This is a genomic window from Nocardia sp. NPDC006044 (genome assembly GCF_042871115.1).
GTDB lineage: Bacteria > Actinomycetota > Actinomycetes > Mycobacteriales > Mycobacteriaceae > Nocardia.
The window spans coordinates 642181-657811 of sequence record NZ_JBIAID010000002.1 but is presented as its reverse complement, the minus strand read 5'-3'; the positions used below and the strand labels follow the sequence as shown (position 1 = coordinate 657811).

The 15631-nt window shown below is 66.0% G+C and carries 18 protein-coding genes; 16 read left to right on the top strand and 2 right to left on the bottom strand.

From position 1 onward, the window contains the following. Positions 1 to 79: 79 nt before the first annotated feature. The 6 genes from ACFYO1_RS20405 to ACFYO1_RS20380 all read left to right on the top strand — a co-directional run bounded on the left by ACFYO1_RS20405 (position 80) and on the right by ACFYO1_RS20380 (position 6028). Entirely contained in the window at positions 80 to 1411 is a 1332-nt protein-coding gene (locus ACFYO1_RS20405) for an amidohydrolase family protein (protein WP_387233085.1), read from the top strand. 100 nt (positions 1412 to 1511) lie between these two features. Further along, positions 1512 to 2300 (top strand): ABC transporter ATP-binding protein, encoded by a 789-nt coding sequence (locus ACFYO1_RS20400; protein WP_387233082.1) that lies wholly within the window; start codon positions 1512 to 1514, stop codon positions 2298 to 2300. Further along, positions 2300 to 3142 (top strand): ABC transporter permease, encoded by an 843-nt coding sequence (locus ACFYO1_RS20395; protein ID WP_387233080.1) that lies wholly within the window; start codon positions 2300 to 2302, stop codon positions 3140 to 3142. The genes ACFYO1_RS20400 and ACFYO1_RS20395 overlap by 1 nt, the downstream gene beginning before the upstream one ends. 15 nt (positions 3143 to 3157) lie before the next feature. Continuing rightward, positions 3158 to 4324, top strand: a complete 1167-nt coding sequence (locus ACFYO1_RS20390; protein WP_387233077.1) for a nitrate ABC transporter substrate-binding protein — start codon at positions 3158 to 3160, stop codon at positions 4322 to 4324. Between the two features lie 28 nt (positions 4325 to 4352). Beyond that, positions 4353 to 5342 (top strand): isopenicillin N synthase family dioxygenase, encoded by a 990-nt coding sequence (locus tag ACFYO1_RS20385; RefSeq protein ID WP_387233074.1) that lies wholly within the window; start codon positions 4353 to 4355, stop codon positions 5340 to 5342. A gap of 32 nt (positions 5343 to 5374) precedes the next feature. Beyond that, on the top strand, positions 5375 to 6028 hold the full coding sequence (locus ACFYO1_RS20380) for a GntR family transcriptional regulator (RefSeq protein ID WP_387233071.1): 654 nt from the start codon (positions 5375 to 5377) through the stop codon (positions 6026 to 6028). Between the two features lie 5 nt (positions 6029 to 6033). Here ACFYO1_RS20380 and ACFYO1_RS20375 read toward each other — a convergent pair whose 3' ends face one another. After that, positions 6034 to 6558, bottom strand: a complete 525-nt coding sequence (locus ACFYO1_RS20375) for an Lrp/AsnC family transcriptional regulator (RefSeq protein WP_387233068.1) — start codon at positions 6556 to 6558, stop codon at positions 6034 to 6036. A gap of 186 nt (positions 6559 to 6744) precedes the next feature. Here ACFYO1_RS20375 and hppD point away from each other — a divergent pair, with 186 nt between their 5' ends. Both hppD and ACFYO1_RS20365 read left to right on the top strand, forming a co-directional pair. Then, positions 6745 to 7944, top strand: a complete 1200-nt coding sequence (gene hppD, locus ACFYO1_RS20370; RefSeq protein WP_378722334.1) for a 4-hydroxyphenylpyruvate dioxygenase — start codon at positions 6745 to 6747, stop codon at positions 7942 to 7944. Between the two features lie 68 nt (positions 7945 to 8012). Further along, on the top strand, positions 8013 to 8219 hold the full coding sequence (locus ACFYO1_RS20365; protein ID WP_387233065.1) for a hypothetical protein: 207 nt from the start codon (positions 8013 to 8015) through the stop codon (positions 8217 to 8219). Between the two features lie 11 nt (positions 8220 to 8230). On the opposite strand, the gene ACFYO1_RS20360 is transcribed toward ACFYO1_RS20365, so the two are convergent. Next, positions 8231 to 8461 carry a hypothetical protein gene (locus ACFYO1_RS20360; RefSeq protein ID WP_387233062.1) on the bottom strand — a complete coding sequence of 77 codons (231 nt, stop codon included), beginning with the start codon at positions 8459 to 8461 and terminating at the stop codon, positions 8231 to 8233. Between the two features lie 326 nt (positions 8462 to 8787). Here ACFYO1_RS20360 and ACFYO1_RS20355 point away from each other — a divergent pair, with 326 nt between their 5' ends. The 8 genes from ACFYO1_RS20355 (at position 8788) to ACFYO1_RS20320 (ending at position 15585) form a co-directional block, all read left to right on the top strand. Further along, entirely contained in the window at positions 8788 to 9315 is a 528-nt protein-coding gene (locus ACFYO1_RS20355; RefSeq protein WP_387233059.1) for a DUF3558 domain-containing protein, read from the top strand. 66 nt (positions 9316 to 9381) lie between these two features. Continuing rightward, on the top strand, positions 9382 to 9894 hold the full coding sequence (locus ACFYO1_RS20350; RefSeq protein ID WP_387235246.1) for a DUF3558 domain-containing protein: 513 nt from the start codon (positions 9382 to 9384) through the stop codon (positions 9892 to 9894). Positions 9895 to 10237: 343 nt separating this feature from the next. Continuing rightward, positions 10238 to 10612 carry a 30S ribosomal protein S12 gene (rpsL, locus tag ACFYO1_RS20345; RefSeq protein ID WP_019049359.1) on the top strand — a complete coding sequence of 125 codons (375 nt, stop codon included), beginning with the start codon at positions 10238 to 10240 and terminating at the stop codon, positions 10610 to 10612. Position 10613: 1 nt separating this feature from the next. Next, entirely contained in the window at positions 10614 to 11084 is a 471-nt protein-coding gene (gene rpsG, locus ACFYO1_RS20340; RefSeq protein ID WP_150399709.1) for a 30S ribosomal protein S7, read from the top strand. Between the two features lie 136 nt (positions 11085 to 11220). Continuing rightward, entirely contained in the window at positions 11221 to 13323 is a 2103-nt protein-coding gene (fusA, locus tag ACFYO1_RS20335) for an elongation factor G (protein WP_387233055.1), read from the top strand. A gap of 116 nt (positions 13324 to 13439) precedes the next feature. After that, on the top strand, positions 13440 to 14630 hold the full coding sequence (gene tuf, locus ACFYO1_RS20330) for an elongation factor Tu (protein ID WP_387233052.1): 1191 nt from the start codon (positions 13440 to 13442) through the stop codon (positions 14628 to 14630). Between the two features lie 113 nt (positions 14631 to 14743). Then, positions 14744 to 15235, top strand: a complete 492-nt coding sequence (locus ACFYO1_RS20325; protein WP_387233050.1) for a hypothetical protein — start codon at positions 14744 to 14746, stop codon at positions 15233 to 15235. Continuing rightward, positions 15232 to 15585 (top strand): hypothetical protein, encoded by a 354-nt coding sequence (locus tag ACFYO1_RS20320; protein ID WP_387233047.1) that lies wholly within the window; start codon positions 15232 to 15234, stop codon positions 15583 to 15585. Before ACFYO1_RS20325 ends, ACFYO1_RS20320 begins: the two co-directional genes overlap by 4 nt. The last annotated feature ends 46 nt before the right edge of the window (positions 15586 to 15631 follow it).

Below are 15631 nucleotides of genomic sequence, written 5' to 3'. Positions count from 1 at the left end.
GTCGCTCATGGCTGCAACGGGCGACGCGAGCCGCCGGATCGAGCGGGCGAACCAGCCGCATTTCCAGGAGGAATGCCGCGTGTTCGAGAATCGGCCTCATTCCGTCGTCATCGGTGCCGCCACCGTCTACGCCCGAGGTGCCTGGCAGCCCGGCTACGACGTCGTCGTGCGGGACGGCGCGGTCATCGCACTGGGTCCGGCCGCGGGCGTGGACCATCGCGCCCTTCCGTACGTCGACGGCAGCGGCGGCTATCTCATCCCCGGTTTCGTCAATACCCACACCCACCTGCAACAGGCGGTGCTGCGCGGGATCGGCGAAGGCCTGCCGCTGCTCGAATGGCTGCGTTGCGTGGGGGAGCGCACGGTCGCCGCGACCCCGGAGCTGACGTATCTGTCCGCGCTGGCCGGCGGGCTCGAACTGCTGCGCGGCGGCGTGACCACGGTGGTCGAGCACATGTGGCCGAACCGCTCGGAAGCCGTGCACGACGCGATGATTCGCGCGCTGACCGAGCTCGGCATCCGCGTCGTGCTCGGTCGCGGGATCGCCGACCGCGCCGATCCCACCCGGCGCTGGGGTCTCGATCCGCGGTTGATGCAGCCGCTGCCGGACGCGTTCGCCCACATCGATGATCTGGACACCCGGCTGGCCGGCTCGCGGATCGGCACCGCCCTGGCCGTGCCGAATCCGCGCTGCCTCACCCCGGACGGCATGGCCGCCGCGCGCGAGTACGCCGAGCGGACCGGCAAGACGGTATCGATACATGTACTCGAGACCTCGACCGACGAGGAAATGTGCCGATTGCATGCGGGCCGGGGCGCGGTCGACTATCTCGACGCGGGCGGCCTGCTCTGGGATCGCACCCTGGCGGTGCACTGCTGCCACCTCGACAGCTCGGGCCGTGCGGTCTTCGCCGACCGTGGCGTATCCGTCTCCTACAACCCGCTGAGCAATATGCGCTTGGGTAGCGGCGTCGCGCCCGTGCTGGAAATGCTGGCGGCGGGGATCGACGTCGGGCTCGGCGTCGACGGCGCGGCCAGCAACGACACCCAGGACATGCTGCTGACCCTGCGGATGGGCTCCTACTTGCAGCGGGCCACGCGAAAACGCGCCGACCTCTTGGGCTTCGACGCGATGCTGCGCATGGCGACGCGAGGCGCGGATCGGGTCCTCGGTCGCGGCACCGCCGAGCCGGGGGTCGCGATCGGCGATCGTGGCGACCTCACCCTCATCCGGTTCGACCGGGACTTCGCCTGTCTTCCGGTCCTCGATCCAAGCGCGACGCTGTTGACCACGGGCTCGCCCCGGGTGGTGGACACGGTGTGGGTGGACGGTGAGGCCGTCATCCGCGACGGCCGCAGTACCCGGGTCGATGCCGAACTGCTCGCACGTCGGCTGAGCAACATGCGATGAAGTTAATCAGACGGAAATCAATCAGCGATTGCATGTAATCCCTCTCGATAAGACTGAAGTGGTGCACAAGTTGCACGCAATAGTGAGAGAGGTGCGAACCATGACGGGCTATGCGGAGACACTGCCGGAAGTCGGTGCGAGGACTCGGCTCTCGGGCCCGGCGGTCTCGTTCGTCAACGTGCACAAGCGATTCGGCGGGCCGGCGGGAACCGAGGCGCTGGCCGACATCGGCCTCGAGCTGCGCGCGGGCGAGTTCGTCGCGGTGGTCGGGCCATCCGGCTGCGGAAAATCCACCCTGCTGCGGCTCGCCGCGGGGCTGGACCGGGCCACGTCGGGAGCCGTTGCGGTGCAGGCGGATTCGATCGGCTTCATCTTCCAGGAGGCCACGCTGCTGCCGTGGCGCAAGGTGCTGCGCAATGTGGAGCTGTCCGCGGAGCTGCGCGGCATCGATCGAAAGACCAGGCGGCAGCGCGCACTTCGCGCGCTGGCCGCGGTCGGTCTCGCCGACGTCGCGAACAGCCTGCCCAGTCAGCTGTCCGGCGGCATGCGGATGCGAGTGTCGCTGGCCAGATCCCTTTCGCTCGAGCCGCAACTGCTGCTGCTCGACGAGCCGTTCGGCGCACTCGACGAGCTGACCAGGCTGAACATGCAGGAGGAGCTGCTGCGGCTGTATCGGGACAACACGTTCACCGCGCTGTTCATCACGCATTCGGTGTCGGAGGCGGTGTTCCTCGCTTCCCGCGTGGTCGTCATGTCCGCGCGGCCGGGCCGGGTGCACGAGGTGATCGACGTGGACCTGCCCTACCCGCGCGACCGGGAGTTGCGCTTCGATCCGGCGTTCACCGAGTTGGTCTCGCGCGCTTCGCATTCCCTGAAGGAGGCCTGCTGATGGTCAGTATCGCGGCACCCGTCACGCTGGTCCGGCCGATCCGCCGGGTCGTGGTCCGGCCCCGCGCCGCGGTCGCCAAACTCGGTGCGCCCGCAGTGTCTTTCGGCCTGGCGATCGCCATGTGGTACCTGGTTTCGATGGTGCTCCTCGGCCCGGACCGCCGTTTCCTGCTGCCGCCCCCGCACGCGGTATTCGCCGAGTCACTGGCGAATCCGGCGAAGCTCGAGTTGATGCTGCGGGCGCTGGCGGTGACCGCGAAGGTGGCGGTGAGCGGGCTCGCGGTGTCGGCGGTGCTCGGCGTCGCGATCGCGGTGCTGATGAGCCAGGCCAAGCCGATCGAACGCGTGGTTTACCCCTATGCCGTTGTGCTTCAAGCAATTCCGGTGCTCGCCGTGGTTCCCCTGATCGGGCTGTGGTTCGGTTACGGTACCGCCGCGCGGACCATCGTCTGCGTGCTGATCGCCATCCATCCGATCATCGCCATGACTCTGTTCGGGATCCAGTCCGTCGATCGTAATCTCCAGGAGCTGTTCACCCTCGGGCGCGCGAGCCGCTGGCGCAGGCTCTGGGCGCTGCAACTGCCCGCCGCGCTGCCGTCGATCATGACCAGCCTGCGCACCGCCGCCGGACTGGCCGTGACCGGCGCGATCATCGGCGACATGTTCTTCGCGCAGGGGCGGCCGGGCATCGGCACCCTGCTCGACAACTACCGCGCGCGACTGCAATCCGAGGATCTGATCGCCGCGCTCCTGCTGGCCGCGCTGTTCGGCGTGCTCGTCTTCGCCCTGTTCACCGCCGCCCAGAAGCTCACCGTCAGCCGCTGGCACGCGTCCGGCCGCTAGTCCTTGGAGAATCTCATGAGCATACCCCTCCGCCGGCTCGGCATAGCCGCCATCGCGACCCTCGTCGTCGCGTCCGGTGCGGCCTGCACCAGCGGCGAATCCGACACCGCCGCAGTAGATCTCCCTGCCGCGCCGGCCGAACAGCAATTGTCCGGAGTCTGCCCGAACACCGTCGTGGTGCAGTTGCAGTGGGAACCCGAGACCGATTCCGGCCCGATCTTCGGTCTGCTCGGTCCGGGGTATCGGGTCGATTCCGACCACAACAAGGTCACCGGTCCGCTGGTCACCGACGGCAAAGACACCGGCGTGCGGCTGGAGATCCGGGCGGGCGGGCCGGCCATCGGCTTCCAGACGGTGCCGTCGCAGATGTATGTCGACCAGAGCATCACCCTCGGCCTGGCGCACTCCGAGCACGCCATCGCCGCCGCGGGCGCGCAGCCGATCGTCGCCGTGACGACCTTGCTGCGCGACAGTCCCCAGCTGCTCATGTGGGATCCGAAGACCCACCCGGACTGGCACGGTATCGCCGACATCGGGAAATCCGGTGCGCCCATAGTGGTTTCGCAAGGCCAGCTCTACCCGGACTGGCTGGTCTCACGCGGCTTGGTCGGCGCGAAGCAGATCGACACGTCCTACGACAACGCGCCGTCGCGCTTCGTCGCCGGACCGTCGTTCGCGCAGCAGGGTTTCCTGAATTCCGAACCGTACGTCTACGAGCACGAGGTGCGCGCCTGGGGCAAGCCGGTCGCCTATCAACTGCTGCGCGATGTCGGTTACGAGGGCTACGCGCGCACCGTGAACGTCCGCGCGGACAAGCTGGCCGAGCTGCGCCCGTGCCTGCAACGGCTCGTTCCGATGATCCAAAGGGCGACAGCACAATTCCGGACCGACCCCGGCCACGTCGATGACACGGTCGTCGATGTCGTTTCCAAGAGCGCCAATTTCGCCCCGTACAGCGCCGAATTGGCCGCCTACGGGTCCACGGCCCTGATCGACGGCGGCCTGATCGGCAACGACACCGACGGCGTGCTCGGCAGTTTCGACGAGGCGAGGGTGCAGCGCGTCATCGACGAGTTCGCGCCCATCCTGCGCCGCGGCGGCGCCGCCGTCCCCGCCGGACTGACCGCGCGCGACCTCGTCACCAAAGAATTCCTGGACCCGGCGATCAGCGTCGCCGGGTGAACTCCCCACGCAGACAAGGACGGACATCATGAACGCCAGCTACGACCTGTCCGAAATTTCCCGCGAGCAGCAGATGGGTGGCCTCGGCCGGGAGACCGACCGGGAGATCCGGGTGATCGACCTGACCGATTTCGCCGGCCGCCGGGCCGAGATCACCGACGAATTATGGTCGGCCGCAACCGAGATCGGCTTCTTCCAGCTCGCGGGCCACGGCATCGCGCAGGACCGGATCGACACCGTCTTCGAGCTCACCGCAAGGTTTTTCGCGCTGCCCGAGCCGGTGAAGGCCAAATATCCACTGGTCAAAGCGAACAACGCGGGCTGGGAGAGCCTGAGTCAGGTGCGCCCGTCCATCGGCGTCCCGGATCTGAAGGAGTCCTATCAGGTCACCCGCCCGCACATGGCCGAGCTGTGGCCGAGCGAGCGGGAACTCGCCGGATTCCGCGATGTCGTACTGGATTTCGAACATCAGGCCTGGTCGGTCGCGATGCGGGTGCTGTCCTGCTTCACCGATCGGCTCGCCATGGACCGGGACCACTTCACCAAGGCACACGACCCGGGTTCCGCGCAGTACCAGAGCACGCTGCGCCTGCTGCACTATTTCGCGGTGCCCGCGGAACTGCGCGGCGTCGAAGGCCGCTGGCGGGCCGGCGCGCACACCGATTTCGATTGTCTGACATTGCTTTTCCAGCGCGACGGGCAGGGCGGCCTGCAGGTGTGCCCCGGCCGGGAGATGGCCGAGCAGGAGTGGACCTCGATCACCCCGTCGTCGAGCCTGATCACCTGCAACATCGGCGACATGCTCACCCGCTGGAGCGACGACCTGCTGCCGTCGAATTTTCATCGCGTGCGCAGCCCGGGCGAGGGGGAATACCAGGGCGACCGCTACAGCGTCGCCTACTTCGCGCAGGCCGACCGCGACGCCGTCATCCAGGGACCGCAGGGCAAGTACCCGCCGGTGACCGCGGCCGACTTCCTCACCCAGCGGGTACAGGCCAACTACCGCCCCCAGGAGTAACTTCACCTCCGGACACGGAAAGGACCCACGCGATGCCCGACGACGACCCGACGAGCTCCGCCCTGCTCGGCGAGTCCGTGCACCGGCAGGTCCGGCAACTGGTGCTCACCGGCGAACTCGAGCCGGGACACCCGCTCAGCGTGCCCGCGCTGGCGGCCCGGCTCGGGGTCAGCCGCAGCCCGGTTCGCGAGGCCGTTCAGCAGCTCATCTACGAGGGGCTGGCGGTCACTGTGCGGCACGCCGGGGCCAGGGTCGCCGCGCTCGGCGACGAGCAGGTACGCGACGTGCTCGCGGTCCGTGCCGTGCTGGACGGGCTGGCCGCCGCGGAGGCGGCGACCCGGCTGTCCGAGGCCGATCTGGCCAAGCTGGCGGCCATCCTGACCGCCCAGGAGGAGAACCTGCTGGCCGGCCCGGACACCGCCCGCGACACCGAGCTCGACGTCGAATTCCACACCCTCATCCGCGAGCGGGCAGGCAACCGGCCGCTCGCCGAGGAACTGGCCCGGCTCGAAGCCCAGACCCACCTCTACCGGGGTGATCTGTGGCGTTCGGACCTCAACCGCCGGGTCGCCCTGCGCGAGCACCGGCAGATCGTCGAGGCGCTCGAGTCAGGCCACGCCGAGGCCGCACGTGCCGCCGCGCAGGCACACGTGCACGGACTGGTCACCCGCCTGGGCCGGCGATGAGCCGATCAACGCTCGTGCGCCGCGCGATAGGCCGGGGCCTTCGTGTTCCCCGCGGGATCCAGGGTGCGCAGCAGCGGCAGCGTACGGAACGGCACCACGGTGGACAGCACGATCACGCTGTGCGACCGCACCACCGACGAGGTCCGATCGATACTCAGCAGCACCGACTGCAATCCGGCGTGCGAGTCCGCGCCGATCCGGCACCACACGTCGCCCGTGCCGGTGGTCGCGTAGGCCTCCAAAACACCTGGGATCGTGTCCAATTCGGCCGCGACCGCGTCCAGCGCGCCCTGCGCGATCTCCAGCGTGACGAAGGCCTGCACATCGAAACCCGCTGCGGTGACGTCGATCTGCGGATCGTAGGAGGCGATGACGCCGGACTCCTCCATCCGGCCGATCCTGGACTGCACGGTGGCTCTGGCCACCCGCGTGCGGCGGGACAGTTCGAGAATGCCCGCCTTCTGGTATTCGTGCATCGCGGTCAGGATCGCGAGATCGAGTTCGTCAAGTTTCGCCGGCGTTCGTGACATGGCGGCCTCCGTTCCGAGCACAGGCTGGGATCCCAGCCATGGATAGCACCAGCCAGCTGATGCTATTCAAATTGTCCAGCATTCAACCGCACTTCCTAGCCGAATTCGCCAGAGTGTCTATCGAAAATCGCCGCTGTTGCCTAACCGTCGACCCTGACGATTACTTGGTGCATGACCATCGAGCAGATGCCGAATGCCCGGTCCAGCACGGCGCCAAGTACCGCCCCCACCGACACTGAGCTGCGCAAGCTCGTCGGTCTCGTGGACCATGACACCAGCGTCGACAATTTCCCGGTGACCGGTTGGGACGCCCTCGTGTGGGTCGTCGGCAACGCCACCCAGACCGCGCATTTCCTGGAGTCCGCCTTCGGTATGCGCCTCGAGGCCTACTCCGGTCCGGAGACCGGCAACCGCGACCACAAGTCCTATGTATTGCGCAGCGGCGGCGCCCGGTTCGTGGTCAAGGGCGCGGTCGACCCGGACAGCCCGCTGGTCGCGCACCACGATCGGCACGGCGACGGCGTCGTCGACATCGCGCTCGAGGTGCCCGATGTGGACCGCTGCATCGAATGGGCGCGCACCCACGGCGCGACCGTCGTCGTCGAACCACATGACGAGACAGACGAATTCGGCACCGTCCGGTCCGCCGCCATCGCCACCTACGGCGAGACCCGGCACACCTTGGTCGACCGTTCCCGTTACAACGGGCCGTACCTGCCCGGCTACATCACCCGCAGCGCCGGTTACCAGCCGCGCGAGGGCGCGCCGAACCGGCTGTTCCAGGCGATCGACCATGTCGTCGGCAACGTGGAGCTCGGTCAGATGGACGAGTGGGTCGAGTTCTACCGCCGCGTCATGGGTTTCACCAACATGGCCGAGTTCGTCGGGGACGACATCGCCACCGAGTACTCCGCGCTGATGAGCAAGGTCGTCGCCAACGGCAACCACCGGGTGAAGTTCCCGCTCAACGAGCCCGCGGTGAGCAAGAAGAAGTCGCAGATCGACGAGTACCTCGAGTTCTACCGCGGTCCCGGCGTGCAGCACATCGCGCTCGCCACCGGTGACATCCTGGCGTGTGTCGACGCGCTGCGCCGCGAGGGCATCGAGTTCCTCGACGCCCCCGACTCCTACTACGAGGACCCGGAACTGCGCGCCCGCATCGGCCACGTCCGCGTGCCGGTCGAGGAATTGCAGCGCCGCGGCATCCTGGTCGACCGCGACGAGGACGGCTATCTGCTGCAGATCTTCACCAAGCCCATCACCGACCGTCCCACCGTGTTCTTCGAGCTCATCGAGCGGCACGGCTCGCTCGGCTTCGGCAAGGGCAACTTCAAGGCACTCTTCGAGGCGATCGAGCGTGAACAGGAGGCCCGCGGCAACCTGTGATCGGTTGTGGCCCTGAGTATCCGGCAGTACGCTGCTTGGATTCGCCGGATGCTTAGGGGACTGCCGCAGTGCTCGAGAGATCTGCCGCCACCTTCGCACTGGCCGTCGCGCTCACCCTCCCCCTGACCGCGACGGCCCACGCCGACCCCCCACCCACCTATTACCCCACCCTCGACGCCTGCCTCGTAGCCATGTCGAAATACAAAACCGGCCCCGCCCAGTGCACCTATATCGACGCGATCGGCGGCTACGAATTGCGGGTCCCCGGCGGGTAGCCGAGCGGGAATTACCGGCCGGCGTAGAGGGAGTTGGGTCCGGTCCAGTCGTCGGTTTCAGCATGGCAGTGCCAGTGGCCAGCAAGCGGGCCGGATTCGAGCGCATCGCCTGCCTTGAGGCACTCGACGAGCGTTGGATAGAACCCGATGACGGGATTCGACGCCGTTGCCTGCCCCGCAGCGCTGAGCAAACCGAGCGTGACAGTCACGGCGATAAAAGTCGACTTGGCGACCAGCTTCATGTGCTTCCTCCATGGTCTCTCATCCGGCTACGCAGATGATTCGCAATCGAGGTTCGCGGCTATGGATCGATAGTCCCGAAGTGTTCAGGCACGTTGAATGGCAGACGCCTGTTGTCTGTCGATTCCCCCCATAATGAACCCCCTGTATCGGAATCGCGGCCGTCCGGCCATTTCTTCCGACACCGTCAGAATAAGCCGGAGACGTACCCGCGGCAAGGGTCGATCCCCGTTGCGCCGCACAGTCTTTGCCGGGCTGACGACGGGGGCCGTTCGGGCTGATCCCTCGTTCCGGCCGACCGCCCTGTCGCGCCGGTAGAGTCTCGGGCATGCGGACCAAGTGGGCGATCGTTACCGGCACGGTCTTCACGCTGCTGCTCTCCGCGTGCGGTTCCGGCGGCGACTCCGACAACGCCAGCACTCCGCTGCGCCCGCCGCCGAAGGTCGCCACGCTCGGCCCGTTCGCGGGCGAGTGCGGGCACGTCACCGACGATGAGGTACGCGACCTCGGCGGCCTCGGCCAGGTATCTCAGGTGCTGCGGAATTCGGTCGGATGCAATTGGCTCTCCGCCGGGGTCGGTTCGATCGGCGTCACCTTCGCGTCCTATCGGGGCAGCCCGATCGCTCGGGAGAAGGCCTGGGTGTCCACCCAGGGGCGCAATCCGCAGACGATCGACGTCGGTGGGCGCTCTGGGTGGCAGGCGCTCGACCCTAGTGGCGACGTATGTGACCTGGCGGTGCAGCTCGGTGATGACTTCTTCGAGTGGTCCATGTCCTTTCCGCCCTACTCTTCTCATGACAATCCGTGTGACAGAGTTCGCAAAATGGCCGAGTTGACCGTGCAACGGCTGCAGTAGGAAGGGCGCGGGATGAAACCTCTTCGTGGCTCGATTCGCGGAATACTGTCCACCGTCGCCGTGTTGATGATTGCGGTTGGCTCTTCCGGCTGCGGGCAGACGGTGAGCGGTTCGGCGAAGCCCGCGGGTTCGGGGACCGGCGACACGGTCAATACCAACTTCGACAAGCTCTTGCGCGAATGCGAAATCGTTTCGCTCGCCGACATCGCGGATGCGGTCGGCGCCAAGGGAACCGCTCCGGAGCCGTCGTTCTACGGTGCGGTGTGCATGTGGTACGCGCTCGGCGCACCCGGCGGCGGTGCCATGGTCACCTTGAACTGGTACGAGATCGGCTCGCTGAACAATGAGAAGGCCAACAACGACAAGCTGGGGTACTCGACGAACAACATCACTGTGCAGGGCCGGCGTGGGTTGGAGACGCGGCGGCCGAACGATCCGGACTCCTGCGGGGTCAGTGCGGGCGCGGCGGATCAAGGGGTGATCGGGTTCTGGATCAACTATCGGCAGGGGTCGGCGCATCCGGATCCGTGCGCGGGCGCGAAGAAACTCGTAGAGTTGACGCTGAACCTGGCCAGGTAGCGAGGTCGATACCGACCCCGCTTTGACCCTGTGTCGCGACCACGAGTATCGTGGATCGCTGTGCCCGGAAGCATACGGGCAAGTTCGTGCGTGACTGTAGGCCAGCGAAAGCGGCTGACACCTCCAGCGTGCCCGCGATTCGGGCCCTACGCCGCGTGCGACACGCCCGACCTCGGGGCACGTAAAACGTGGCCGGACGTGCGAGTGAAAGCTCGATGACAGCAGCGTGAACGACGGACCCGGAGGCGGTAGCTTGCGTGACCACGAAGGGTCCCGTGAACGCTGCCACTGAACACAGACATGAAGTTTCAGACACCGCGTAACTAAAAAGGAAAGCCGGTCTATGCCAACCATCAACCAGCTGGTCCGCAAGGGTCGCCGCGACAAGGTCTCCAAGACGAAGACCGCGGCGCTCAAGGGCAGCCCGCAGCGTCGTGGCGTGTGCACTCGCGTGTACACCACGACCCCGAAGAAGCCGAACTCCGCGCTGCGTAAGGTCGCGCGCGTTCGCCTGACCAGCGCGGTCGAGGTCACGGCGTACATTCCCGGTGAGGGCCACAACCTGCAGGAGCACTCGATGGTGCTCGTTCGTGGCGGCCGTGTGAAGGACCTTCCCGGTGTCCGCTACAAGATCATCCGTGGCTCGCTCGACACCCAGGGTGTGAAGAACCGCAAGCAGGCCCGCAGCCGTTACGGCGCCAAGAAGGAGAAGAGCTGATATGCCACGCAAGGGCCCCGCACCCAAGCGTCCGCTGATCAACGACCCGGTCTACGGGTCCCCGCTGGTCACTCAGCTGGTCAACAAGATCCTGCTGGACGGCAAGAAGTCCACCGCCGAGCGCATCGTCTACGGCGCGCTGGAGCAGGCGCGCGACAAGACCGGCACCGATCCGGTCGTCACCCTGAAGCGCGCGCTGGACAACGTCAAGCCCGCCCTCGAGGTGAAGCCCCGCCGCGTCGGTGGCGCCACCTACCAGGTGCCCGTCGAGGTTCGGCCGGGCCGTTCCAACACGCTGGCCCTGCGCTGGCTGGTCAACTACTCCCGCGCTCGCCGCGAGAAGACCATGGTCGAGCGCCTCGCCAACGAGCTGCTCGATGCCAGCAATGGTCTCGGCGCCTCGGTGAAGCGTCGTGAGGACACCCACAAGATGGCCGAGTCGAACCGGGCCTTCGCGCACTACCGCTGGTGACGTCTGCCCGGCCCGGTGTTCCGGGTCGGGAGGCACAGCCGGCCGCGGCACCAACCTGCCGCAGCCGGCGTTGAACAGAGACGACCACAGGGTCGTCCCCGAAAATCCCATCTAGCTACGAGCGGGGAAGATTTCCGTGGCACAGGACGTGCTCACCGACCTGAACAAGGTCCGCAACATCGGCATCATGGCCCACATTGATGCGGGCAAGACGACCACAACTGAACGCATCCTCTTCTACACCGGTATCACCTACAAGATCGGTGAAGTCCACGATGGCGCGGCCACCATGGACTGGATGGAGCAGGAGCAGGAGCGTGGTATCACCATCACCTCCGCGGCTACCACGTGCTTCTGGAAAGACAACCAGATCAACATCATCGACACCCCCGGGCACGTCGACTTCACCGTTGAGGTGGAGCGGTCGCTGCGCGTGCTCGACGGCGCCGTTGCGGTGTTCGACGGCAAGGAAGGCGTCGAGCCGCAGTCCGAGCAGGTGTGGCGTCAGGCCGACAAGTACGACGTGCCGCGAATCTGCTTCGTCAACAAGATGGACAAGCTCGGCGCGGACTTCTACTTCACCGTGCAGACCATCAAGGATCGTCTCGGCGCCAAGCCGCTGGTCATCCAGCTGCCGATCGGCGCGGAGAACGACTTCGAGGGCATCGTCGACCTGGTCGAGATGAACGCGAAGGTCTGGAAGGGCGAGACGAAGCTCGGCGAAGAGTACGAGGTCGTCGAGATCCCGGCCGATCTCAAGGATCGCGCCGAGCAGTACCGTCAGGAACTGCTGGAGACCGTCGCCGAGTCCGACGAGGCGCTGCTGGAGAAGTTCTTCGGTGGCGAGGAGCTCTCGGTCGAGGAGATCAAGGCCGCCATCCGCAAGATGACGGTCAACTCCGAGCTGTACCCGGTGCTCTGTGGTTCCGCGTTCAAGAACAAGGGCGTCCAGCCCATGCTCGACGCGGTCATCGACTACCTGCCCTCGCCGCTGGACGTGGAGGCCACCACCGGCCACGTTCCCGGCAAGGAAGACGAGCTGCTGACCCGCAAGCCGAGCGTCGACGAGCCGTTCTCGGCGCTGGCGTTCAAGATCGCGGTGCACCCGTTCTTCGGTGAGCTCACCTACGTGCGCGTGTACTCGGGTCAGGTCGCCTCCGGCGCCCAGGTCGTCAACTCGACCAAGGGCAAGAAGGAGCGTCTGGGCAAGCTGTTCCAGATGCACTCCAACAAGGAGATGCCGGTCGCGACCGCGTCCGCCGGTCACATCTACGCCGTGATCGGGCTGAAGGACACCACCACCGGTGACACCCTCAGCGACGCGCAGAACCAGGTCGTGCTCGAGTCCATGACGTTCCCGGACCCGGTCATCGAGGTCTCGATCGAGCCGAAGACCAAGTCCGACCAGGAGAAGCTCGGCACCGCGATCCAGAAGCTGGCGCGCGAAGACCCGACGTTCTCGGTCAAGCTCGACCAGGAGACCGGCCAGACCGTCATCGGCGGCATGGGCGAGCTCCACCTCGACATCCTCGTCGACCGCATGAAGCGCGAGTTCAAGGTCGAGGCGAACGTCGGTAAGCCGCAGGTGGCCTACCGCGAGACGATCACCAAGAAGGTCGAGAAGCTCGAGTTCACCCACAAGAAGCAGACGGGTGGCTCCGGCCAGTTCGCGAAGGTCATCATTGCCCTCGAGCCGTTCGTCGGCGAGGACGGCGCGACCTACGAGTTCGAGAATAAGGTCTCCGGTGGTCGCGTTCCGCGCGAGTACATCCCTTCGGTGGACGCCGGTGCGCAGGATGCCATGCAGTACGGTGTGCTCGCGGGCTACCCGCTGGTGAACCTGAAGATGATCCTGCTCGACGGCGCGTACCACGACGTCGACTCGTCGGAAATGGCGTTCAAGATCGCCGGTTCCCAGGCCCTGAAGGAAGCGGCTCGCAAGGCCGGTCCGGTGATCCTCGAGCCGCTCATGGCGGTCGAGGTCATCACGCCCGAGGATTACATGGGCGACGTGATCGGCGACCTGAACTCCCGCCGTGGCCAGATTCAGGCCATGGAGGAACGCAGTGGTGCCCGTGTCGTCAAGGCGCTGGTTCCGCTCTCGGAGATGTTCGGCTACATCGGTGACCTGCGGTCGAAGACCCAGGGCCGGGCGAACTACTCCATGGTGTTCAACTCGTACGCGGAGGTTCCGGCCAACGTGTCGAAGGAGATCATCGCCAAGGCGACCGGCGAATAACACCGATGCCGGGGCAGGTGCGACACTTGCCCCACATCAGCCGGGAGTCAGCACGACCCCAGTAATAACCGCACTGCTGCAACTGCACGCACCAACAAGTCCAGGAGGACACCACAGTGGCGAAGGCGAAGTTCGAGCGGACGAAGCCGCACGTCAACATCGGCACCATCGGTCACGTCGACCACGGCAAGACCACGCTGACTGCAGCGATCACCAAGGTGCTGGCTGACAAGTACCCGGATCTGAACGCGGCGTTCGCGTTCGATCAGATCGACAAGGCGCCGGAGGAGAAGGCTCGTGGTATCACGATCAACATCTCCCACGTCGAGTACCAGACGGAAAAGCGCCACTACGCGCACGTCGACGCTCCGGGTCACGCTGACTACATCAAGAACATGATCACCGGTGCGGCGCAGATGGACGGTGCCATCCTCGTTGTCGCCGCAACCGACGGCCCGATGCCGCAGACCCGCGAGCACGTGCTGCTCGCCCGTCAGGTCGGCGTGCCCTACATCCTGGTCGCGCTGAACAAGTCGGACATGGTCGACGACGAGGAAATCCTCGAGCTCGTCGAGATGGAGGTCCGCGAACTGCTGGCCTCGCAGGAATTCGACGAGGAAGCGCCGGTCGTGCGCGTCTCCGGTCTGAAGGCGCTCGAGGGCGACGCGAAGTGGGTCGACTCGATCGTCGAGCTCATGAACGCCGTCGACGAGTCGATTCCGGAGCCGGTTCGTGAGACCGACAAGCCGTTCCTCATGCCCGTCGAGGACGTGTTCACCATCACCGGTCGTGGCACCGTCGTCACCGGTCGTATCGAGCGCGGCATCCTCAACGTGAACGAGGAAGTCGAGATCGTCGGCATCCGCGAGAAGAGCACCAAGACCACCGTCACCGGTATCGAGATGTTCCGCAAGCTGCTCGACCAGGGCCAGGCCGGCGACAACGTCGGTCTGCTGGTTCGCGGCATCAAGCGCGAAGATGTCGAGCGTGGCCAGGTTGTCGTGAAGCCGGGCACCACCACCCCGCACACCGAGTTCGAGGGCCAGGCGTACATCCTGTCCAAGGACGAGGGCGGTCGGCACACCCCGTTCTTCAACAACTACCGTCCGCAGTTCTACTTCCGTACGACTGACGTGACGGGCGTTGTGACCCTGCCCGAGGGCACCGAGATGGTCATGCCCGGTGACAACACCGAGATGTCCGTCAAGCTGATCCAGCCGGTCGCCATGGACGAGGGTCTGCGCTTCGCGATCCGCGAGGGTGGCCGCACCGTCGGCGCCGGTCGCGTCACGAAGATCATCAAGTGATTTCCTGAATCACTGAACCGAACGGCGCCGCTCCGAAAGGAGCGGCGCCGTTCGGCGTTTCGGGAGGTCTGGCCGCCGAAAAGGCTAGAGAACCCGAAGACATCCAAGGTAGTGTGGATGTCATTAGTGCAGCCTATGACGTAGTGCCGTTCAGCGATCTGCTACATCGGCCTGCCGTCACCGCAGGGCTTCTCGATCAGGTACGGGCCGTCCGCCTGCGCCGCCGAGATGCGGGCGATCTCGCGTTGATGCGGATCGAGCAGTTGGATGCCGAAGGCGCGGTGGTCGATTTCACCGCGCGCCTGCTTGCCGGGCTAGTCCGCCGTATCGGTTCGGAAACCGTCCGGGAGGCGCTGCCCGACGCGGTTCCCTGGGTCACGTTCCTCCCCGCAGCGGATGTCGACAAGTTTCTGAGCGAACTCGTCGCAGTGGCGCAAGGTGCGGCGGCATTGGAGAATCTTGCTCCCCTGGCAGGCTTACTGACCCAATGGCGGCATACCGCGGAGGTCTATGCCGACCCGGTATTGCTGGAGCTGGTCACGAATGAACCGGAGGGTGATTTCGGACCTGCCCCGATGCCCGATCCGACCGAGCACGACCGGTGAGCCCGAAGCGCGGCGACCGTGCCGCGCCTCTCGCAGTCGTCGGCGAATTCGAGATTCGCCTGGCTACCAGCGAATCCTGTGTCGGATGGGAGCAATTGGCAGCTCAGGCGCCGACCAATCTGCGCAGGGCATTCGAAGCGGTCAGAGCCGATCCGCGGGCGCGGACGAATCCCGACCGGCAACATCGGCTCAAGGGCTCTCTCAGCTCGGCCACTTGGAAGGGAATCGTGCTGGAGCGCTGGCAATACGAGGTCACAGGTAGCGGCCGAATCTGGTACCTCATCGATGATGATCAGCAGACGGTGTGGATCGTCTATGCGGGCACGGGGCATCCGAAAGCCACCGACTGATCAGATATACGGTCACCACGTTAGGTGTTCGGACCGCCTCGGGTGC